Annotated in this window: 21 protein-coding genes; 14 read left to right on the forward strand and 7 right to left on the reverse strand. The window is 51.7% G+C overall.

What is annotated here, in order from left to right:
* Window positions 1-19 precede the first annotated feature (19 nt).
* Window positions 20-751, reverse strand: a complete 732-nt coding sequence (gene rpsB, locus AB1N33_RS05790; RefSeq protein ID WP_411270593.1) for a 30S ribosomal protein S2 — start codon at window positions 749-751, stop codon at window positions 20-22.
* A 369-nt stretch (window positions 752-1,120) separates the two neighbouring features.
* On the opposite strand from rpsB, the gene map reads away from it, so the two are divergent.
* The 3 genes from map to dapD all read left to right on the forward strand — a co-directional run bounded on the left by map (window position 1,121) and on the right by dapD (window position 5,565).
* Window positions 1,121-1,915, forward strand: coding sequence for a type I methionyl aminopeptidase (gene map / locus AB1N33_RS05795; protein WP_411270594.1), 795 nt, complete (start codon window positions 1,121-1,123; stop codon window positions 1,913-1,915).
* A 177-nt stretch (window positions 1,916-2,092) separates the two neighbouring features.
* Window positions 2,093-4,744 carry a [protein-PII] uridylyltransferase gene (glnD, locus tag AB1N33_RS05800; protein WP_411270595.1) on the forward strand — a complete coding sequence of 884 codons (2,652 nt, stop codon included), beginning with the start codon at window positions 2,093-2,095 and terminating at the stop codon, window positions 4,742-4,744.
* Window positions 4,741-5,565: a 2,3,4,5-tetrahydropyridine-2,6-dicarboxylate N-succinyltransferase gene (gene dapD, locus AB1N33_RS05805; RefSeq protein WP_411270596.1), complete on the forward strand. Its 825-nt coding sequence runs from the start codon at window positions 4,741-4,743 to the stop codon at window positions 5,563-5,565. Before glnD ends, dapD begins: the two co-directional genes overlap by 4 nt.
* Before the next feature lie 109 nt (window positions 5,566-5,674).
* Here the strand turns inward: dapD and AB1N33_RS05815 are convergent, their stop codons facing one another.
* From AB1N33_RS05815 to AB1N33_RS05825, 3 genes are read right to left on the reverse strand one after another with little or no spacing between them, the layout of a single operon-like run.
* Entirely contained in the window at window positions 5,675-6,124 is a 450-nt protein-coding gene (locus AB1N33_RS05815) for a flavodoxin (RefSeq protein ID WP_411270597.1), read from the reverse strand.
* Between the two features lie 33 nt (window positions 6,125-6,157).
* Window positions 6,158-6,895 carry a pseudouridine synthase gene (locus AB1N33_RS05820; protein WP_411270635.1) on the reverse strand — a complete coding sequence of 246 codons (738 nt, stop codon included), beginning with the start codon at window positions 6,893-6,895 and terminating at the stop codon, window positions 6,158-6,160.
* Between the two features lie 2 nt (window positions 6,896-6,897).
* Entirely contained in the window at window positions 6,898-7,236 is a 339-nt protein-coding gene (locus AB1N33_RS05825; protein ID WP_411270598.1) for a YqcC family protein, read from the reverse strand.
* A gap of 132 nt (window positions 7,237-7,368) precedes the next feature.
* On the opposite strand from AB1N33_RS05825, the gene AB1N33_RS05830 reads away from it, so the two are divergent.
* From AB1N33_RS05830 to AB1N33_RS05855, 6 genes are all read left to right on the forward strand, one after another.
* Window positions 7,369-8,427: a DUF3549 family protein gene (locus tag AB1N33_RS05830; protein ID WP_411270599.1), complete on the forward strand. Its 1,059-nt coding sequence runs from the start codon at window positions 7,369-7,371 to the stop codon at window positions 8,425-8,427.
* Window positions 8,424-8,729, forward strand: coding sequence for a DUF3301 domain-containing protein (locus tag AB1N33_RS05835; protein WP_411270600.1), 306 nt, complete (start codon window positions 8,424-8,426; stop codon window positions 8,727-8,729). The genes AB1N33_RS05830 and AB1N33_RS05835 overlap by 4 nt, the downstream gene beginning before the upstream one ends.
* A 108-nt stretch (window positions 8,730-8,837) precedes the next feature.
* Window positions 8,838-9,236 carry a SpoIIAA family protein gene (locus AB1N33_RS05840; protein WP_411270601.1) on the forward strand — a complete coding sequence of 133 codons (399 nt, stop codon included), beginning with the start codon at window positions 8,838-8,840 and terminating at the stop codon, window positions 9,234-9,236.
* A 1,387-nt stretch (window positions 9,237-10,623) separates the two neighbouring features.
* Window positions 10,624-11,154 carry a DUF7010 family protein gene (locus tag AB1N33_RS05845; RefSeq protein WP_411270602.1) on the forward strand — a complete coding sequence of 177 codons (531 nt, stop codon included), beginning with the start codon at window positions 10,624-10,626 and terminating at the stop codon, window positions 11,152-11,154.
* An 85-nt stretch (window positions 11,155-11,239) separates the two neighbouring features.
* The gene (locus AB1N33_RS05850) at window positions 11,240-12,529 is read left to right on the forward strand and encodes an MFS transporter (RefSeq protein ID WP_411270603.1); all 1,290 of its coding nucleotides are present in this window, start codon (window positions 11,240-11,242) and stop codon (window positions 12,527-12,529) included.
* A gap of 77 nt (window positions 12,530-12,606) precedes the next feature.
* Window positions 12,607-13,581 carry a S41 family peptidase gene (locus AB1N33_RS05855; protein ID WP_411270604.1) on the forward strand — a complete coding sequence of 325 codons (975 nt, stop codon included), beginning with the start codon at window positions 12,607-12,609 and terminating at the stop codon, window positions 13,579-13,581.
* On the opposite strand, the gene AB1N33_RS05860 is transcribed toward AB1N33_RS05855, so the two are convergent.
* Together AB1N33_RS05860 and AB1N33_RS05865 are read right to left on the reverse strand one after the other, a co-directional pair.
* The gene (locus tag AB1N33_RS05860; protein WP_411270636.1) at window positions 13,578-14,231 is read right to left on the reverse strand and encodes a GNAT family N-acetyltransferase; all 654 of its coding nucleotides are present in this window, start codon (window positions 14,229-14,231) and stop codon (window positions 13,578-13,580) included. The genes AB1N33_RS05855 and AB1N33_RS05860 overlap by 4 nt on opposite strands.
* A 129-nt stretch (window positions 14,232-14,360) precedes the next feature.
* A complete protein-coding gene (locus AB1N33_RS05865) occupies window positions 14,361-14,723 on the reverse strand; it encodes a DUF3192 domain-containing protein (RefSeq protein ID WP_411270605.1) in 363 nt (120 codons plus the stop codon).
* A gap of 292 nt (window positions 14,724-15,015) precedes the next feature.
* Between AB1N33_RS05865 and AB1N33_RS05870 the strand changes: the two genes are divergently transcribed.
* Complete coding sequence (locus tag AB1N33_RS05870; RefSeq protein ID WP_411270606.1) at window positions 15,016-15,291, forward strand: hypothetical protein; 276 nt, start codon at window positions 15,016-15,018, stop codon at window positions 15,289-15,291.
* Window positions 15,292-15,299: 8 nt separating this feature from the next.
* On the opposite strand, the gene syd is transcribed toward AB1N33_RS05870, so the two are convergent.
* Entirely contained in the window at window positions 15,300-15,851 is a 552-nt protein-coding gene (gene syd, locus AB1N33_RS05875) for a SecY-interacting protein (RefSeq protein WP_411270607.1), read from the reverse strand.
* Window positions 15,852-16,009: 158 nt separating this feature from the next.
* Between syd and queF the strand changes: the two genes are divergently transcribed.
* The 4 genes from queF to AB1N33_RS05895 all read left to right on the forward strand — a co-directional run bounded on the left by queF (window position 16,010) and on the right by AB1N33_RS05895 (window position 20,240).
* Window positions 16,010-16,858 (forward strand): NADPH-dependent 7-cyano-7-deazaguanine reductase QueF, encoded by an 849-nt coding sequence (queF, locus tag AB1N33_RS05880; protein ID WP_411270608.1) that lies wholly within the window; start codon window positions 16,010-16,012, stop codon window positions 16,856-16,858.
* 44 nt (window positions 16,859-16,902) lie between these two features.
* The gene (locus AB1N33_RS05885) at window positions 16,903-18,426 is read left to right on the forward strand and encodes a GGDEF domain-containing protein (RefSeq protein WP_411270609.1); all 1,524 of its coding nucleotides are present in this window, start codon (window positions 16,903-16,905) and stop codon (window positions 18,424-18,426) included.
* A complete protein-coding gene (ppnN, locus tag AB1N33_RS05890; protein ID WP_411270610.1) occupies window positions 18,423-19,784 on the forward strand; it encodes a nucleotide 5'-monophosphate nucleosidase PpnN in 1,362 nt (453 codons plus the stop codon). Before AB1N33_RS05885 ends, ppnN begins: the two co-directional genes overlap by 4 nt.
* An 81-nt stretch (window positions 19,785-19,865) precedes the next feature.
* A complete protein-coding gene (locus AB1N33_RS05895; RefSeq protein WP_411270611.1) occupies window positions 19,866-20,240 on the forward strand; it encodes a DUF3192 domain-containing protein in 375 nt (124 codons plus the stop codon).
* Window positions 20,241-20,242 lie beyond the last annotated feature (2 nt).

Raw genomic sequence — 20,242 nt, forward strand, 5'->3', positions numbered from 1 at the left:
GTGGCAGCGTGCGGCAGAATTACTCTGCGGCTTCTACGAAGTCGTCCTGCTCAGCCTGCACTTCCAGGTTGTTTTCACGACCCTGGTTGATTGCATCTGCTGCCGCAGCAAGGTAAAGCTGAATCGCACGGATCGCGTCGTCATTACCAGGAATGATGTAGTCAACGCCATCTGGGTTAGAGTTAGTATCAACTACGCCCACTACAGGGATACCCAGGTTACGTGCTTCAGTAACAGCGATGTGCTCGTGGTCAGCGTCGATAACAAAGATTGCATCAGGCAGACCGCCCATGTCTTTGATACCACCCAGGCTGCTTTCCAGCTTGTCCATTTCACGCTGAAGCATCAGCGCTTCTTTTTTGGTCAGCTTGTCGAAAGTACCGTCCTGGCTTTGCTGTTCCAGATCTTTCAGACGCTTGATTGACTGACGAACTGTTTTCCAGTTAGTCAGCATACCGCCCAACCAACGCTTGTTTACGTAGAACTGGTCACATTTCAGCGCAGCTTCTTTAACCGCTTCACCAGCAGCACGTTTAGTACCAACAAACAGGATTTTACCTTTCTTAGCAGCAACGCCAGACAGGTAGTTCAGTGCGTCGTTGAAAAGGGGAACGGTTTTTTCTAGGTTGATGATATGAACCTTGTTACGCGCACCGAAGATGTAAGGCTTCATCTTAGGGTTCCAGTAACGGGTTTGGTGACCAAAGTGCACGCCGGCTTTCAGCATGTCGCGCATTGAAACATTTGCCATGATTAATTCCTCTTGGGGTTAGGCCTCCATACACCCCGAGCATCGATCCGGCTATTCCGGACACCCCGATACTGGTTGTTGGTGTATGTGTGTTGTTTAAGTATAAAGTTATGCTTTTCCGATGACTGGCGAACGGTGTCCGGACAATCAGGCGAAAAAGGCGCGCGCTTTATATCATGACAGCCGCACAAAGACAAGTTTTAAGCAGTAATTAACCGCGTGAGCGAAGGCGGTAAAAAGGTCAGAAAACAGGCGGGTGACTATACACCGCGGGCACGAACCGCTACCATATTGCTCCATTGACTCTATGTAGCGCTGCCCCATCCGACGGGACAGCAGTAAAGCTGAAGAAGACTGAATGAGGTTCTGGTGACAGCGATTATCAAAACACCTGAAGAAATTGAAAAAATGCGCGTAGCCGGCCGTCTGGCTGCTGAGGTGCTGACGATGATCACACCCTATGTGAAAAAAGGGGTGACCACTGACGAATTAAATACGATTTGTCACGATTATATCGTCAACGAACAAAACGCCATTCCGGCGCCGCTTAACTATGGCAACCCGCCGTTTCCGAAGTCTATCTGCACGTCAGTTAATCACTGCATTTGTCACGGCATTCCTTCGGATAAAAAGCTCAAGGACGGTGATATCATCAATATTGACGTGACCGTGATTAAAGACGGTTACCATGGTGATACCTCGAAAATGTTCGTGGTTGGTAAGCCCTCCATCCTGGCCGAGCGCCTGATTCGGGTTACCCAGGAATGTCTGTATAAAGCCATTGAAGCGGTCAAGCCTGGTACCCGTCTGGGCGACATTGGTCATATTTGTCAGACCCATGCTGAGGCGCATAACTATTCAGTCGTTCGTGAATATTGCGGCCATGGTATTGGCGCCAGCTTCCATGAAGATCCTCAGGTGGTGCATTATGGCCGTCCGGGTACAGGTGAGGAGCTGGTCCCCGGCATGTGTTTCACCATCGAACCCATGGTCAACGCCGGCAAGCGGTATTCAAAAATCCTGCCTGACCAGTGGACCGTTGTCACTAAAGACAGAAGCCTGAGTGCACAATGGGAGCATACGCTGCTGGTTACCGAAACCGGTGTGGAAGTGCTTACCCTGCGTGAGGAAGAGACCCTGCCACGCGTTATTAGCCACAGCTAACAAACGTTGCAGCCTGAGCATGGTGCATCAGGCTGCATCACACCACCAAGCCCCCTCACCTATTAACTATTTATTCACATTTTCCTTTATTTTATGCGGCGTTAAAGGATACGCTTCTCCCGGATTTCATGCTATTGTGCATCGCCTATTGTCGTTCAGAAACAGGTGACCGCCATTTTGACACTGCAAAGCCTTCTCGATCAGGTCGACACCCTGACCTCAACCGATGACATTGCGCCCATCAAGGCCTGTGTGGAAAACAGCTATGACTGGCTAAACGCGTCATTCGAAGCGACCCCGGTTAATCAGCTGGTCACCGGCAGAGCCTTGTTCATTGATGCGCTGCTGTGTCGCCTGTGGGAATTGTTCGGTCTGGATCAGGTCAGCGATTTGGCATTATGTGCCGTCGGAGGCTATGGCCGCGGTCACCTGCAGCCACATTCTGATATCGATTTGCTCATCGTCAGCAAGCGCTCGGCAAGCCCCCAGGTACAGGACAGCATTAGCCGGTTTATTACGCTGTTATGGGACATCAAGCTGGATATCGGTCAGTCTGTACGTACCATCAAAGAAACCGTGAAGCTTGCCAAAGACGACATCACCATTGCCACCAACCTGGTTGAAAGTCGCCTGTTGTCAGGCAGCGACGCCGTGTTTGAGCAGTTATGGGATGAGGTCAACGGGCGCCAGACCTGGAGCAGTAAAGCCTTTTTTCAGGCCAAGTACGACGAACAGCAGACCCGTCATGCCAAGTTTCATGGCACTGCCTATAACCTTGAGCCCAACATCAAAGAAAATCCGGGGTGTCTGCGTGATATCCAGACTATCGGCTGGGTTGCCAAAAAACATTTTAAAGAGTACGACGGCTGGAACCTGGTCGGTCACGGATACTTTACCGAACAGGAACACAGTGAACTGATCACCTGTCGCATGCACCTCTGGAAAATGCGCTGCGCGCTTCATCTGGTGGCTGGGCGCAGTGAAAACCGCCTGCTGTTTGACTACCAGCCCGATGTCGCACAAAAAATGGGCTACGGCAATGAAGGCAAAGCGTCCGTAGAAAAAATGATGCGCGACTTCTTTCGCACAGTGCGCCGGGTTTCCGAGCTTAACCGCATGCTGTTACAGCGCTTTCAGTACGAATTGCTGAATCAGTCGGTTGCCCATGTGGATATTATCAACGACGACTTTGAGCTGCATGACGGCCTGATTTGCCCGCGTCACGACGACGTGTTTCCGCAACCGGAGGCGATTCTCGACTTTCTGCAGACTGTGACGGACACGCCCCAGGTCAAAGGGTTAGACACCAGTTGTATCCGTCAGCTTCGCAATGCACACCGGCGTTTTGAAAGTGACTATTTTGTGTCGCGTCCGGCATGCCGGACGCGCATCATGTCACTGTTCAGAAACCCGGCTTTTTTTGATTTTGGCTGGGACATCATGCACCAGTACGGCATTCTGCAGGCCTATCTGCCGGAGTGGGATGCGATTGTTGGCATGATGCAGTTTGACCTCTTTCATGCGTACACCGTGGATGAACACACACATCGGCTGGTGAAAAACGTGAATCAGTATTTCAACGGCAGCAATACCGCCTTTCCTCGCTGTACCCGTATCTGTCGCAACTTAGATAAGCCTGAAGTGCTGTATATTGCGGCCATATTTCACGATATCGCCAAAGGGCGTAATGGCGATCACTCGGTGTTGGGTGCGCAGGATGTTCATCATTTCTGTGCGCTGCATGACGTCGACAAAGGCGATGCGGAGATGATCAGCTGGCTGGTAGAGAATCATCTGCTGATGTCGGTGGTAGCGCAGCGCCGTGACATTTATGATCCTGACGTAATCAATGATTTCGCCGGTAGCGTGCGTAGTCACACCCATTTAAATCTGCTTTACGTACTGACTCTGGCAGATATCCGCGCGACCAATGACAACCTCTGGAATGACTGGAAAGCGTCGCTCTTACGTGAACTCTATCTGATGACGCAGAAAGCCCTCGACAATGGCCTGCAATGCCAGTCTACGCTTAGCGAGCGGGTCACAGAACACAAGCAGCAGGCACTGGCGCTGCTGACAGAGCGTGGCCTGGCCAATGACGCACTCGACACACTCTGGCAGCGTCTGGATGATGACTATTTTGTGCGCTTCAAACCGACACAAATTGCCTGGCACAGCGAGGAAATCCTCAACGCACAACACAGCTGGATGTCACCCGACGATACCCGCTTGCTGGTAAAAGCGAATGACCACAGTGCGAAAGGCGGCACCGAAATTCTGATTTACGGAAAAGACCGTAAAGCCCTGTTTGCCCAGGTGGCATCGGTGCTGGACAGCCGCAACTGCTCTATTCATGACGCCCATATCACGGTGACGAAAGACGGATATGTATTTGACAGCCTGCTTGTTTTAGAGAACGATGGCGCCCGGCTGTCATCCGAATCCCGCATCCGCTCGTTAGAAAAAGCCATTTACGAGCAACTGGAAAAGCCGGGACGTGCCCACGATAATAAGCGTAAATTGCCGCGCCAGATGCGCACCCTGGATGTGCCAACCAAGGTACGCTTCTTTCCGGCCGGTGACGATGCCACGCTGGTCGAACTTGAGGCACTGGATGCCCCCGGGATCCTGGCCAAAGTGGGCCATGCCTTTGTCGACATGAATGTGACCCTGAAGCTGGCAAAGATCTCCACCATCGGGGAGCGCGCCGAAGATATTTTTATTGTTTCTAACGACGCGGGTCTCGCTTTGACTCAGGATGAGCAGGTCGCACTGAAGAAACAGATTTTATTTAAACTCGATCAACTTGAAGATATTTCCATACCATGACTGACTTAAAAGCTATCATCGAAAACGCGTTTGAAAATCGCGACGATCTTTCACCGTCCTCCGCACCGGCAGAAGTGCGTCAGGCTGTCAGCGACGCTATTGCCCTTCTGAACAGTGGCCAGGCGCGGGTGGCGGAAAAAATCGCGGGTGAATGGGTGGTCCATCAGTGGCTGAAAAAAGCGGTACTGCTCTTTTTCCGTCTGCACAATAACGACGTGATGGACGGCGCAGAGAGCCGCTTTTTCGATAAGGTCCCACTAAAGTATGCCAACTACACGCAGGAAGACTTCGCCCGTGATGGTGCCCGTATCGTTCCGCCTGCGGCAGTCCGTACCGGTTCGTTTGTAGGCAACAACGCCGTGATCATGCCGTCTTACGTGAACATTGGCGCCTACGTGGGTGAAGGCACCATGGTTGATACCTGGGCTACCGTCGGTTCATGTGCGCAGATTGGTAAAAACGTGCACCTGTCAGGCGGTGTAGGGATTGGTGGCGTGCTTGAACCTCTGCAGGCCAACCCTACTATTATTGAAGACAACTGCTTCATCGGTGCCCGTTCTGAAATTGTTGAGGGCGTGATTGTCGAGGAAGGTGCGGTGATTTCAATGGGCGTATACATCGGTCAGAGCACCCGCATTTACGACCGCGAAACCGGTGAAATTCATTATGGCCGCGTGCCTGCGGGCTCAGTCGTGGTGCCCGGTAACCTGCCGGGTAAGGACGGCCACTACAGCCTCTACGCCGCCATCATAGTTAAGAAGGTGGACGCCAAAACCCGCGCAAAGGTGGGTATTAACGCGCTGCTACGCAGCGCAGAATAAGCTGAAACTAAAAGGCCTGAGTCCGATACAATATCGAAATCAGGCCTTGGTCGCCGCTTAGAAATGAGTCCAACTTTATGGGGTCACTTCAGATGGCTGCCTTTTTTAATTAGCTAACCAGCTTGTCCTTAATACTGTTCACCCAGTTAACCACGTCTTCTTCCGGCTCCAGAGTTTCAATGGCATCCACCTCCAGCATATCGGCCACGGGTTCTGCCTGCAGCTCGGTCAGCAGTTCCTGAAACTGACGCCCCGCACCACAGAACGAATCACCGTAACTGCTGTCGCCCAGGGCCGCTACTGCAAAAGGCTTTCCGGTCAGCATTGGAAACTGTGATTTAAGATCGGCAAATACCCATTCAAGGTTTGGCGGAACATCGCCCTGCCCGGTGGTGGATGTGATCACCAGAATGGCTTTTGCATCCGTGAAGTCTGAGACATCTGGCTCACTGAGCACCTCGGCTTCCACGCCCTGTTCACCCAGTGCTTTTTCCACTTCTTCTGCAACATTCTGGGCGTTGCCATACACAGAGCCTGCAAAAATTGTTAACGCTGTCATCACATCCTCTCATTCTTGGTTAAATTGGTAACGTCAGGGTTTACCTGCGTCACATTCATAGGGTTGCCATTGCTCCAGCAACGTTGCCATTGCACTGTGGACCGGAGACGAAATACTTAGCCACCGGCCAGTGACAGGATGATAAAACCCCATCCCGGTACAACTTAAGGCCAGATTCGAAAAGTTAAACCTGTCGCGTAAAAATTTATTCTGCTTTCCATCACCGTGCGTGGTGTCACCAATGATAGGGTGACGAAAGTGGGCCATATGACGGCGTAACTGGTGCTTTCTTCCGGTCGACGGCGACAGTGACACCAGTGAGAAACGTGAAGAGGCATATCGCCCACTGCTAAACGGTATATCAAACCAGCGCAGCCCCTGATACCCGGTGACGGCCGTTTGCGAGTCCTGCTGTGGCCTGCGATCTTTATCCGCATATTTGTCCAAGCGGTATGGCAGCGCATAATCCATCAGTCCCGTATGTTTAACCCATCCCCTGACAATCGCCAGATAACGTTTCTGACATTGCTTTTGCATCAGTTGCTGTCCCATCAGACCTGCCATCTGGCTGTCATAGGCAAACACCAGTACACCGGAGGTCGGCCTGTCGAGGCGGTGCACTGGGTACACATAACGGCCAATCTGGTCGCGCAGCATCTGCACTGCGAACTCGGTTTCATGCCGGTCTATGGGACTGCGATGTACCAGCAAGCCGGGCGGTTTATTGATCGCCACCAGCGCATCATCCTGATAAACAATCTCCAGCGTCATGGTCATACCCCGTCCTGCTTTGCCAGGCTATCGACGTCTGACAGCACCGAGATGATATCCGCCGCCGCGTGGGGCGTCTGGCGTGGCAGGAATACCTCTGCGGCCGGAACCAGCTGCATCGCGGGCACGGCTGTGCCGGTTTGAAGCAGATCACGCATACGTGGCAAAAAGATAAACTGCAGCCAGGCCGGAAACGTCAGGGTATCGGCGGCAAAAGGCACGTCACTGTCGAGCTGCCAGGCGGCGGGCGTGGCCTGCTCCCAAAGCTGGTGCTGCCTGAGAACAGATTCCAGCTCACTAAGCAGCGGCAACAGCGGATGATCGCTGGATGGATACGGCAAAACGTCTGACCTATGCTTTTCTTCAACGGCGCGGAGTATAGCATTGGCTGATGCCATAACGATATGCCCGGATGTCTGGCATGATGGTACAACACACTGCTAGAATACGCCGCCTTAGGAACAGGGGGCATCATGAGCGCGACATCCATCGATTCTATCAGTGAGTTTTTGCTGACCGCGGGCACAGAGTACCGGGTATTTGATATGGGCAGGGGCATCTATCCGGTTCCGGCACAAACTTTTCTTGAAATAGAAAATGCTGCCAGCCTGCCGCCCCACCCTCGTCAGCAGCATGCCTGGTATGGACTGGTGTTCTGGAACAAGCAGTCATCGTCACAGCACTACATCTGGTTTATCAAATTACCGCTGGATGAACAGGGACTGGTGGTCAGTGCGGCCCGCAATCACTTTTTACAGATTATTGTTGATGCACTTGGCAGCATGCTTCAGCCCGGCGAGGAAGATGCTGACCACAAGCGGGAATTACCGGACAACCCGTATTCCTTTGTTCCGCCTCAGGGTCAGCTTGCCCAGTTTAATGCCCTGGTCAGAAAACACCTGGGTCAGCCGCAGGTTCAGGGCGTCAGTGATGTTGTCGCATATATCAAGGCGCCTGCGCTGCATCAGTGGGAAACGTTGCCTGTCCAGGCCATTCATGATGTTGCGGTACGACTGGATGAAGACAACGCTGTCACGATGAGCGTGGTGACCAATTTTGGCCATTTTGCCCCGGATTTTCAGAATGCGCTGATGACCGCGTCGGAGAACACCACGCTGCCGGATGCACTGTGTGCGCTATACCTCAATAAACTCGATGATCCGCTGACCGTCTCACTGGATGCGCTGCGCGGTCTGACGTCGCGCGCTGCGTCAGCGTCACTGCGCCATGCGCTAGGACAGTTACTCAGCCGCCCTGATGCGCTTAGCCTGGATACCTTAAGCGTCATTGCAGGGCGTCACTTCGTTCAGTTTGACGATGCGCTCACCTTACAGTTTTTAGAATGTACCGCCAGAGCCGATGCCGACCTTGGCTATAACGGTGCATTGTTTGCCGGGCTATTTTCTGACCTGGTGCAAATCCCGGCACTGCGAGCGATGGTGCTGGCAACCCTGCGTTCACCTGATCGCAGTCAGACACTGGCCGCCGCTATCGGGAAACTCTTCAGCGCAACAACAGGAAGCACATCATGACGCTCGGCGAACTGGTCACCTGGCTGCTGGTAGGGTTTATTGCGTTTCAGTTCTGGCGGATCCGCAGTATTTCCGAAGCCATCGAAAAATACCTGGCAGAATACTGCGCGTCACATCAGTTACAGCTACTCAGCGTGGCACGCAAGCAAACCCGCCTGAGTTTTAAAACCGGCAAACCCCAGTGGCATAGCCTGTATCTTTTTGAGTTTTCCTCAACCGGCGAAGACCGCTATCAGGGAGAACTGGAATGCATTGGCATGCGGATCATACGCACGCATGTGCCCGTTCATAAAATTCATTAATTAAATGCACGTCATACAACCTTGTTTTCAGGTGGTCATACTGGACGAAGTTTCAAACTGACGCTAATTTATAGTCAGAATCAACGTCAGGAACTGGAGGAGAAAAATTTGGCAGCCCCTCACGGTAAAACAGTGGTATGCACAGAGGGAAGTATCATCCTGACGTCATTTCATGGCGCCTTTAATGCGGATGGCATTAAAGAATATATTGAAAAGGTCAAAGCAGAAATTGCCCGCTTCGCCGGTCAGCCGTTTAAAATGCTGGTTGACGACACCGACATTGAAGGCGGCACCCCAGACGCCTACGAAGAACTCAATCGCTATAACGAATGGCTTAATACCCAGCCCATCGTGGCGAAAGCCTTTGTGGTTAAACAATCGGTTGTAAAAGACATTGTGTTATCCCGCACACCGGCGCTGAAGTCTCAGCAGATTGCGTTTTTTCACGAAAAAGCAGAGGCCATTGACTGGCTGAACGGACTTGAGGACACACACCCTGGGGACTAAAAAAGAAAAGCGGAAGCATTAATGCTTCCGCTTCCTGCATGAAAAACGAGTTCCTTTCTCAATCTTCCATGGCGCTGCAAATTCCATCTTGCAACTGTTCTGTCCCTGAGCATTCCCTGTACAATCCGTGTTACGTCCCTGCGTTCCCTGACCACGGTACACCCTGTACCATGCTGCCAGTCCTTTGGGGGTCCAAACCACGCATCCAATGCGCTTGTTCCTTTGGCAATCCTTGCGGTCGTTCATCCGTGACCGGTAATTGCTGTTACGTGCTGTGACGTCCTGTTTTCCCTTCGCTCAGCCTGAGCATTGTCGTGTGGTTCGTCGTCCTGACGTCTTGTCCCTGTGACGAATACAATAGTAGTCCTATGGCAAAACTCTGCGACAAGAAAAAACGCTTTTTTTCTTCACTGACGCGGGCTTACAAAAACCAAAATCAAAAAAAGCCATATTTTTCAAAGGCTTTATACTTTAGTCTAATAATCACTGGCGAAAAGTAGGCGGAATTTCTCACACATTTGTACGACATTTCGTACAAGGAAAGTCGGGAATTCGGATTCGGTGGAGGAGCTTGTTTGATAATTCTCACTCCAGGTGAGAATCTCGTTCACTGCATGTATTTTGATGGGCAGGTCAATCTACTACAAAGCACGGATTTATCATCCAAAGCTAGGGCGATTCCTGCAAACTGATCCTTGTAGTGGTAAATAGCCTGACGGAGATGTAAATGATAAAGGAAATATGGACGTGGTCTGTGTACCTCTTCCTCCCATTGTTAATTTTATTAATGGTTGCCACAGTGTCAGCCAATACAACTGGTCTACTTAACTATGTAGGGTGGTTACTTAGTTTCTTATTTGCTCTGAATTGCTTAGCTCTTGTTTTGTCGCCATTAGGATTGCTTTTGCTGAACGAAAAAAAGGGTGTTTTTTATAAACTGTTAATGGTTCTGTATTTGGTTTTATTTAATATACCTGGAAGTATAGCTTTGTATATTTTCTTCAGGAAAAGCTTTGGTTACTCGAATATTCAATAAAACACTATGGTGAATAGCTCACTAGTTGACAGAAGCTGCCGCAATTCAGTCCAGTGCCGCTAGTTCACCACTTCAACCATCAACAATGCTTGAGCCAGTATCAGGTGTTAGTAGAAGCATCAAAATTATAAAGTCACTGGTTTCAAGAATTGTGTAAAGAAATCTCACAACGAGTGAACATAGTTTTGGTGCTTATCCACTGCAAGCCGCATATAAAGCTATACGCAATGAATGAGATTCTCACCTGGAGTGACAATTACCATTTACTAATCATCAAACCTTTTTCGCACAGCGTCAGAAATTGCACTACACCTTATTGAAGATTATCCGGCAGACCAACGCAGAGGCCCTATGCCAACAGAACCTTTTCAGCGCGCACTTCGCGATGCCTACGCAAATGGCGCGGCGGGAGCCTTTGTGGCTTCACTGGTCTGGCTTGCTGCCGCAGTGACACTCCACCTGAGTACCGTCTCACTGGCGTTTCCCGTGCTGTTTTTCGGCGGCATGCTTATCTTCCCGTTGTCCGTGCTGGTGCTGAAATTCATGATGAAACGCAGCGCCAGCGCACCAGGGAATATCGGGGCAACCATTGTGATTGACACCATCCCGCCCATGATCGTGGGCTTTTTCGCAGCCTGGCTGCTTCTGCCTCACCATACTTCGCTGGTGATGCCCGTTGCCACACTGGCGGTTGGCGCGCATTACTTTGGGTTTCGCTCTGCGTATGGTGACAACGCGTTCGTTGTTCTGGCAGGTATCGTATGTCTGCTTGCTCTGGTGAGCGCACTCACTCCCTGGTTGTCGTCGTTGCTGTTGTTGTATCTCGTTGCGGGTACCGAACTGATATTCGGTGTCGTGCTGCTTCAACGCAGCGCCCGCTGAGCGCACTCATCATCGTATTCTGCTTGGCGCGTGCTCAAATCTCCTCTAGGCTATACGGGGTGTAACGCGCAACGTTGGTGGTGATTTGCGACCTTTTCTTTCCCTGTACATTACAAATCTGTTTCTGGTTGGTGGCACCGGGCTACTGACTACCTACCTTGCGCTCTATCTGGGGCAGCATGATGTATCCACGTTCTGGATAGGTCTGCTGACGTCCTGTTATTACGTTGGACTATTGTGTGGTTCAAAGGTCGGTTACTACCTTATCAAGTCGGTCGGTCATATCCGTTCGTTTGCCGCCAGCACCGCGGTGGTGATTGCCTGTGTTGCCACTCATGGGGTGTCTGACAACCTGACACTGTGGCTAGTTCTGCGTTTTCTGGTGGGTACCGGCATGATGTGTAATTACATGGTGCTTGAAAGCTGGTTAAACGAACAGGCCAGTCACGAACAACGCGGCCGGGTCTTTTCTCTGTACATGATCACCTCCTATCTGGGCACCGTGCTGGGACAACTCGCCCTGTCTCAGTTTCCGGAGCTGGGTTATGCCCCCCTGTTTCTGGTCTGTGTGGCGATTTCGGTGGGCATTGTGCCTATCTCTGTTACAAGGCGTATCCACCCTAAACCACTTAAGCCGCTGGCCGTCAGTTTTTTTGCCTATGCCAGACAGATCCCTCAGTCACTGACCGCTGTGCTGTTTGCCGGGATCATCAACGGGAGTTTTTACGGCCTGGCCCCCACCTTTGCCAGTAAAGCCGGGTTTGACGCCACCGGTATCGCGTTGTTTATGTCAGTCACCATATTCGCCGGCCTGCTGGCCCAATGGCCGATGGGAATGTTGTCAGATCGTGTGCGTCGCAGCGTGCTGCTTCGCTCCAATGCCATCGCGTTAATCCTGATTGCCGGCAGCATGGCGCTGTTACCGCTCTCTCAGCCGGTAATGCTTAGCATCAGTTTTCTGTTCGGTATTTTTGCTTTTACCCTTTATCCTCTGTCATCCGCCCTCGCCAACTCGCGGGTGAGTGATGAAGATCGGGTCGGCGTGTCCTCAGCACTGTTGGTAGCCTTTGGCACGGGCGCAGGCATTGGCTCGGCGGTGCTGGCGCAAATCATGGAGTTCTTCGGGCACACCGCGCTTTACGGTGCTATCGCCTTGCTGGCCGCCGCCATGTTCGGGCTGTTGTCGTTTATAAACCTGCGGCAAAAAGCAGAGCGACCCACGCATGACGATTATGTGGTCAGCGCCTCAGATATCACCACGTCACCGCTTGCCGCCACCATGGATCCGCGTATTGAAGAAGCCACCGCACAGGAACAACTGCTGGTGACCGATGAGGATGACACCGCATCCGGGCAGGTAAATCAGTCCCCCTGACCTGCCCTTCCCCTTAACCCGACTTGAAAAGCGTCAGTCCGGACACATTTCCTGATGAACATCTACAGGGAACGTCCATGTTAAAAACGTTTATTTTGCTGATATTGTTGTGGTGCGCGTGTGTGCCCTCACAGACCATGGCTGATCTGCGGTCCGACGAGCTTATGCTCAGTCAGCAGGAAGTCTCGGAAGCGATCACCACATTGATGGACCAGTTAGACCGCACGTATTTGTTTCACCAGCGCGTACCGTCGGTTAACGCACGTTTGCTCGCGGAGCGCAACAGCCCGTCGTTTCAGCGCGAATTTCAGTTCGGACGTTTTCAGCGTACCCTCACCGCTATCCTGGTTGACGAAAGTGATGACACGCACTTTGAAATTATTGAGCGACAAACGGCCCATGATGGTCAGGCCGCACCCGGCAGCCTGCCCGGCGGTATTGCCACGGCCTGGCTGAATGACACTGTTTTCTATCTGGCGATTGATGGCGACCTTGACCTTCCACTTGCCCGAGCGGCCTTTGCGGACGCACTCAACGCCGGTAGTGATGCAACTGCAGTGGTGATTGACCTGCGTACTGCGGGGTTTGGCAGTGTGCCTTTGTCGCGTTATTTACTGAGTTATTTTGTCGCCCCCGACATGGCACTTGCCAACATCGTCTACCCGCACTCCCGGACCGAGCGCCTGATGCCGGTTAACCTCAAACAAGTGCGGCCCAGCACCGATATTCCGGTGTACATTATTCATTCTGCGTTTGTGGGTGGTGCGTGGGAGTTTTTCAGCTATACGCTGAAACATGCCGGCCGCGCCACCATCATTGGTGAGCCTACACTGGGGCAGGCTTACCTCACAAAAGCGCTTCCTTTAAGCGACCATGTTGCTGCAAAGATGGTGTATGCAGAGCTGCGTCATCCGGAAACGGGCGAAAACTGGCAGGGATGGGGCGTATTACCGCATTACAAAACTCGCGCCACAGAGGCACTGGATTGCGCACGTATGCTGACGGGTGCAGACAATGGCGAGCGTGTGGTGTGCCAGCCTGCTGACAATTAACCGTCGCGCCGCTTAAACATCACCGTACCTTTAACGCGGCTGGTTTCAAGTTCGCCGACCTCGGCGTAATGGGCATCATCAAAAAAAGGTTTGTGCTTGTCCACGGTTACCAGCACCGCTACGCCTTCGCTTTTCTCACTTTCTTCAAGAATGCTGTCAATGGCGCCCAGCAGCACGTGTCCAAGGCCCTGATTCTGGTAATCGGGGTGAACAGCAATAAAGCTCACCATGTGAAAATCTGTGGCGGGAACCATGGCTCTGACTTTCTCTTCTTTTTCCACCATCTGGCGGGTACCAAACAGCCCTGCCGTCAGCAGCATTTTTAGCCGCCAGTGCCAGTAGCGGCCAGCACCAAACGCGGCATCCGGGCCGGTCAGGCAGCACACGGCAATAAGGCGGTCGTCATCAAACAACCCCACCATTGGCTGTTCCGCAATCCAGAACGCATTCAGCTCTTCACGAATGGCCGAACGCAGTCGGCTTTCATACCCTTCTTTTTCTGCCTGAAAAATATCTACAAACAGCGGATCATCAAAGTAAGCATTATAGAGAATGGACGCGGCGACCTTGAGATCGTCTTCGCTAAGATAAATGGCTTTAATTGCGCTCAGATCGCACTGTGTGAATTCAGCCGTCGCGTTATTGGTCATGGTATGCCCCCGGAAATGTCGCTTAAGGCTGACGACATTACTGACGCCAGCCTGAAACATGAACCATCACCTTACGCGAAATAAGAGAAATGTAAAATACTTGTTAATCAAACACGCGATGGCGATGGATCAGATATGCGCGTAAGCACTCTCTCCCCAGCCGATGAGCGCGCCGTCCTTAAATACCAGTGGCGTACATTCGTCTTTGGTCGTGACGCCATCGTCCATGGTACGTTGCGTGCGATAGAAGAGTACCCGGTACACCCCGTCGGCCCGCTGATGCAGTTCGTTGAAGTCTGCCACGCCCATCCGACGCACCACTGACTCGTAACTCATCTCGACTTCAAGGTCTGCAATGTGCTTTCTGTTGTTATATTCGCGGTCTTTCCAGTCTGAAGAATAGTGACTGTCTCCATCACCGCCAACCGATACGACACAACCTGAAAGGGCAAACGGTGCTGCCAGCGCCAGAACTAAAACCAGTTTTTTCATTGTTATCTTCCTAATGAATGAGAGTGTTGAGGTTTCCTGCACACAAACAAAAATAGCGCCAACTTTTATCTTATTGTTTTTATTAAGAAAACAAGATGTTCCACTTTTCAGCACACACAATAATTTAGTCATGTTCACCAGAATATGGTGAAAATGCCAAGATAAAACGCCCGGGAGGCTGGATAAGCTGCGTGGCAACTACGCACGTCCGGACTGACTGAGTGACTATAGACTTATTTAGAGCCACCCTAGTATCCTGTCTCATCATGCTTACGGGTAGGAAAAAATAGCCATGTCACAAAAACAGGAACAACTGGCCGCAGTGTGCGCTGAACTAAGGCAAAAAGGCCTGCCGCTTAGTGTGGCGCTGGTCAGGTCACGCGCGCCGTTTCCGGTTTCTATCACAGAAGCCATTGAAACCATCAAACGGGTAAAAAATGGCAGTACAACGCCGGCGCCAGTACCGGAAAAATCGGCATCGCTCAGCAGGGTAGACGCACTTGAACAGCGGATTGAGACACTCGAAGCGCGTCTGGCGCAGCTTGAGCAACAACTGGCTAAGCAGTAGCCCCGGAATTAGCTGATACGCGGCGTCAGGCTGGCTAAGAAGGACGCCAAATCATCGGCGATAACTTTGGTGGGCGGCTTGCCGACCGGCTCCAGTACCACCTCTCCCGTATCATTGCGCACGCTCAGAATATAATCATCTTCGTCGGTCACAGCAAAAAACAGCGTGGGAACCTGCTTTAAGCGGCGCTTCATCAGCACATGACCAATCAGGTTTTCCTGCAGACGGGCAAAATCCTCGTCATTCCAGACCTGCAATAACTCACAGTCACCTTCGGATGCTGTCGCAGCAAGGTTATTACTGTAATAACGCGTGAAGAACTCACAGAACTGATCATTGAGGGTAATCCCCAGCGCAGACTCCACATTTGCAAACTGGTTTTTTCCGTTCTGCGGGCTCGGGCGCCAAAGCACCTGCTCACCTGCCGCGCCCTCGCGCCGATAGCATGGTGATGGCCAGTCAGGATCATACTCCACCAGCATGTCCTTTTTGCTGCGGTCATATAAAGCCAGCGTATTGTTTACAAAGTTATCCAGCTGATGAGTCAATATTGTCGTCATAATGCATCCTTTGCGGCGTTTTGCGGTACACTATAGCTATCTGTGATGAAGTCAAGCTGACATCAGCCTGATCAAGTCTGACGGTTGTTTCTGCCACCCCGCTGTGGGTAAACCAGACTAGCAGCCGTCTTGTTTCAGAAGTAAAACTATTGGTGCCTATGTCGAAAATTTCCACCCCAGTTTCTATTCAAGCGCCTGACAACCTGACGTTAGGAAAAACAGTAACGTATGAGGCGCATTACAATCCGGCCCTGCTGCAGGGTGTACCGCGCAGCCTGAGCAGAGACACACTGTCGTTGTCACCTACCGCGCTGCCTTTTGATGGCGTAGACATCTGGACCGGCTACGAATTATCCTGGCTGAACCCTAAAGGCAAACCCCAGGTCGCCATTCTTGAATGCAGTGTGCCCGTCAGCACGCCCAACCTGATTGAATCAAAGTCGTTCAAACTCTATCTGAACAGTTTCAATCAGACGGCGTTCGACTCCGTCGATGATGTGTCTGCCACATTACAGAGGGATCTCAGTCAGTGTGCCGGTGGCAATGTGACGGTCAGTGTGCACCAGCCTTCGTCGTTCGGCGCATTAAAAATGATCGAACCCGATGGCATTGTGATTGATGATGAAGACGTTGAGATAACGCAGTATCAACCCGATGCGTCGTTACTGGCTACCCTGTCAGAAGACACCGGGGAAACCCTGGTCAGTCATTTGCTGAAGTCCAATTGCCTGATCACCAGTCAGCCGGACTGGGCGACGGTTCAAATTCGCTATCAGGGACCGCGTATCGACCGGGCTGCGCTGTTGAAGTACCTGATTAGTTTCAGGCAGCACAACGAATTTCATGAACAGTGTGTTGAGCGCATTTTTTGCGATATTCTGGCGCATTGTAAACCGGAAAAACTGACCGTGAACGCGCGCTACACGCGGCGTGGCGGTCTGGATATTAACCCGTTTCGTTCGAATTTCGAAACGCCCTATGCGAATCACCGACTGGCACGTCAGTAGTCGTTACGTGCCCATTTACATTTTTATCAGTGCAGAGGATGCCGATGGAGTCAAAGCAGTTAAAGGCCTATAAACAGCACAGTTCACAACTGGCGCAGTTTATCATTCGACTAACCAGCTTCTATGAAGGTCTGAAGCCGGATATTGACAGCGAGCTGCAGATCCTGCGCGGCCATCTTGCTGGCACGCCCAACTTTACGCTGGCTCAGGCCAGTATCAACAAACTGGGTAACCTGCTGCAAAGCACTGATACATCGGTGAAAAAATTCACCCGCGAAACAATCGCTGAACTCGAAAGCGCAATAAAGCGACTACAGCAAAATCTGGATAATGATCCGGCACTCAAACAACAGGCCACTGAACAACTGATTGTCCTCAGCCAGCCAATATCAGACATGTTCAGTCTTTACCGGTTACTGGGCAAGGGGCTTACCCTGTACCGTGACAGTCTTGGCAAGCTGGCACCACCGGCACCGGAGCCTGACAACAAACCTGCAACAGAAAAGTCGGGCGCGCTGTACAAAGCCATCTACCAGGAACTGAACCAGCTTATCAGTAATTACGCTGACAAAAAGCCGAACGACCCCCAGTTGATTGCCATTCGACAGCGCCTTGATGAGGGGATGGATGAGGACACGCTGCTGCAAAGCTGTATTGTTATTATTCGTATGGTCGTGCAGGAGGCCATGTCTGAGGCCAGTATTACCGGCAAGGTCATTCACAAACTGCACCATTCACTGGGTAACCTGCAATCGGGCATGACCGATACTATCACTCAGTCGCAACAGCAATTTGATGCAAGACAGGCCGCTACTGCCACATTGCGCCAGCAACTCGGGTCAATGGAAGATGCGGTGTCACAAAGTGACAATCTGGAAACGGTAAAACAACAGGCTCAGGCCTACATGCAGCAGTTATCCTCTACACTCGAAGAACAGGAAGAGGCCGATAAGACCGACCAGCAAGCACTGCTTGGTCTGTTAAGTTCGATGCAAAAACAGCTGACGCAGCTGCAGCAACAAACCAACACGTACCGCAAGAAACTTGCCGAACAGATCGTCTCCAGCCAGACCGATCCGTTAACCCGGCTGCCTAACCGGCAGGCCTATAATGAAAAAATCACCCAGGCATTTAAACTATGGCAGGAAGACGGTGACCCACTTGCCATTACCGTGGTAGACATTGATCACTTTAAATCGATAAACGACCGGTTTGGCCATGCGACCGGCGATAAAACGCTGCAACTGGTTGCCCGACATCTTCGTCAGAGCCTTGCAAAACAGCACTTTGTCGGACGCTGGGGAGGCGAAGAATTTGTCATGATTTTCAACGGCATCAGCGCAGACGCCATGACAGAAACCCTGGAAGCAATACGCGCCAAACTGGCTTCCATGCCGTTTAAGTTCAAGCAGGAAAAACTGTCAATAACGGCCTCTTTCGGGGCCGCAACATTTCGCAACAATGATCAGCCGGATGACGTTTTCAATCGCGCTGACGCCATGCTATACAAAGCAAAAAGCGAAGGAAGAAATCGCGTTATCGTCGAAAGCGCACAGGAATCATCATGAAAAAAGTGCAGTTAAATCCCGTTGGCTGGATGAGCCAGTTGTCACAGATTGAAGTTGCTCACTTACAGGACACCACGAACAGCGATCTTTACCGCACATTCCGAAACTGCTGCCTGGCCGTGCTAAACAGTGGTGCCGATGAAGATGATTATGAAACCCTGTTTGCGCCCTACGAAGACTTTGAGGTGCGCCTGCTGCGCCGTGAGCGCGGCGTCAAAATTGAGCTGATAAATCCGCCACACGGCGCGTTTGTTGACGATAAACTCATCAACGGTGTTCACGAACATCTGTTTGCTGTACTGCGGGACATGCTGTACATGGGCAATAAATATGCCTTTATGCATACCTGTGCCCCGGCCGAAAGTACCAGCATCACCGATATGGTCTTCGACATGCTGCGGCATGCCCAGGCACTGGAGGGGAATGATAACCTCAACACCGTCGTGTGCTGGGGCGGTCACTCAATAAAATCACACGAATACCAGTACACCAAAGACGTAGGTTATCAACTGGGCCTGCGCGAGATGAACATCTGTACCGGCTGCGGACCGGGTGCCATGAAAGGCCCGATGAAAGGTGCTGCCATCGGGCATGCTAAGCAGCGTTATCGCACAGGCCGTTACATTGGCATTTCAGAGCCCAGTATCATTGCTGCCGAGCCGCCGAATGCTATAGTCAATGAACTGATTGTGATGCCTGATATTGAAAAACGGCTGGAGGCATTCGTGCGTCTGGCCCATGGCATTGTGATTTTCCCGGGCGGGGTAGGTACAGCAGAAGAACTGCTTTATCTGCTCGGGATCCTGATGAATGAGCGTAATGCGCAGCAGCCGTTTCCGGTCATTCTGACCGGGCCTGCTGGTTCCGAGGCCTATTTTGAGGCAATTGATGACTTTGTGCGTGCCACACTCGGCCCGGCGGCCTGCGAAAAGTATCAGATCATTATTGATGACGATGCAGAAGTCGCGCGGGTGATGAAAGCCGGACTTGAGCGGGTGAGAAAATTCCGCGTCGCCATGGGCGATGCCTTCAATTTTAACTGGTCGCTCAAAATTGAAGAGGATTTTCAAAAACCGTTCAATCCTACACACGCCTCTATGCGTGAGCTTGCGCTGCATCAGGAGCAGGATACCGCGCAGCTCGCGGTGGTTTTGCGAAAAGCGTTTTCGGGCATCGTAGCCGGCAATGTGAAGGCCGAGGGGCTGCGCCAAATCAAACAACACGGGCCGTTTGAGCTTAATGGCGATGCTGCGCTGATGAAGCGAATTGATACCCTGCTGCAGTCGTTTGTTGAACAGCAACGCATGAAACTGCCGGGCAGCAAGTACATCCCTTGTTACACGATAACCCGGGAATAATCCGCGGCCGCACATTTAAAGCGTTCCGTCTGCGTTGCATTTTAGTTACACTAAACCGATATCACCGAAGAAAACACCGTAATGAGCAGCAAGGTAATCCGACTAATCGTTGCAGGCATCGCGTTTTATGCCCTGTTTGTGTTCCTGGTTATCCAGTTTTATCCGGATAAACCGGAAAATATGGACTGGCAGGATCGTGAAGAGTACAACAAGGTGCAAATCACCAAGTTGCGGCTTGGCAGCACCCGCGAGGAAGTCCTGGCCTTACTTGGTTCGCCTGACATCACAGAGGCCAAGATGCGCAGCGGCACCTCGATTCAGGTCATGTTCTACCGCACGCAGCACGTCCGTGCTGACGGTCTGACAACGCAGGATGAATGTACGCCGCTACTGTTTGAAAACGAAAAACTGATTGCCTGGGGTGACGGTGCCTATCAGAGTTATCAGCAAAGCTGACA

This window comes from Alteromonas nitratireducens (assembly GCF_040812025.1).
In the GTDB taxonomy this organism is placed as follows: Bacteria; Pseudomonadota; Gammaproteobacteria; order Enterobacterales; family Alteromonadaceae; genus Alteromonas; species Alteromonas nitratireducens.

Coding starts and splice junctions, on each gene's coding strand:
- AB1N33_RS05835 (WP_411270600.1), top strand. CDS start 8,424: ATGACGCTCGGCGAACTGGTCACCTGGCTGCTGGTAGGGTTTATTGCG.
- rpsB (WP_411270593.1), bottom strand. CDS start 751: ATGGCAAATGTTTCAATGCGCGACATGCTGAAAGCCGGCGTGCACTTT.
- queF (WP_411270608.1), top strand. CDS start 16,010: ATGTCGAAAATTTCCACCCCAGTTTCTATTCAAGCGCCTGACAACCTG.
- AB1N33_RS05815 (WP_411270597.1), bottom strand. CDS start 6,124: ATGACAGCGTTAACAATTTTTGCAGGCTCTGTGTATGGCAACGCCCAG.
- AB1N33_RS05865 (WP_411270605.1), bottom strand. CDS start 14,723: ATGAAAAAACTGGTTTTAGTTCTGGCGCTGGCAGCACCGTTTGCCCTT.
- syd (WP_411270607.1), bottom strand. CDS start 15,851: ATGACGACAATATTGACTCATCAGCTGGATAACTTTGTAAACAATACG.
- ppnN (WP_411270610.1), top strand. CDS start 18,423: ATGAAAAAAGTGCAGTTAAATCCCGTTGGCTGGATGAGCCAGTTGTCA.
- AB1N33_RS05860 (WP_411270636.1), bottom strand. CDS start 14,231: ATGACCAATAACGCGACGGCTGAATTCACACAGTGCGATCTGAGCGCA.
- AB1N33_RS05820 (WP_411270635.1), bottom strand. CDS start 6,895: ATGACGCTGGAGATTGTTTATCAGGATGATGCGCTGGTGGCGATCAAT.
- AB1N33_RS05830 (WP_411270599.1), top strand. CDS start 7,369: ATGAGCGCGACATCCATCGATTCTATCAGTGAGTTTTTGCTGACCGCG.
- AB1N33_RS05855 (WP_411270604.1), top strand. CDS start 12,607: ATGTTAAAAACGTTTATTTTGCTGATATTGTTGTGGTGCGCGTGTGTG.
- AB1N33_RS05870 (WP_411270606.1), top strand. CDS start 15,016: ATGTCACAAAAACAGGAACAACTGGCCGCAGTGTGCGCTGAACTAAGG.
- dapD (WP_411270596.1), top strand. CDS start 4,741: ATGACTGACTTAAAAGCTATCATCGAAAACGCGTTTGAAAATCGCGAC.
- AB1N33_RS05845 (WP_411270602.1), top strand. CDS start 10,624: ATGCCAACAGAACCTTTTCAGCGCGCACTTCGCGATGCCTACGCAAAT.
- AB1N33_RS05885 (WP_411270609.1), top strand. CDS start 16,903: ATGGAGTCAAAGCAGTTAAAGGCCTATAAACAGCACAGTTCACAACTG.
- AB1N33_RS05895 (WP_411270611.1), top strand. CDS start 19,866: ATGAGCAGCAAGGTAATCCGACTAATCGTTGCAGGCATCGCGTTTTAT.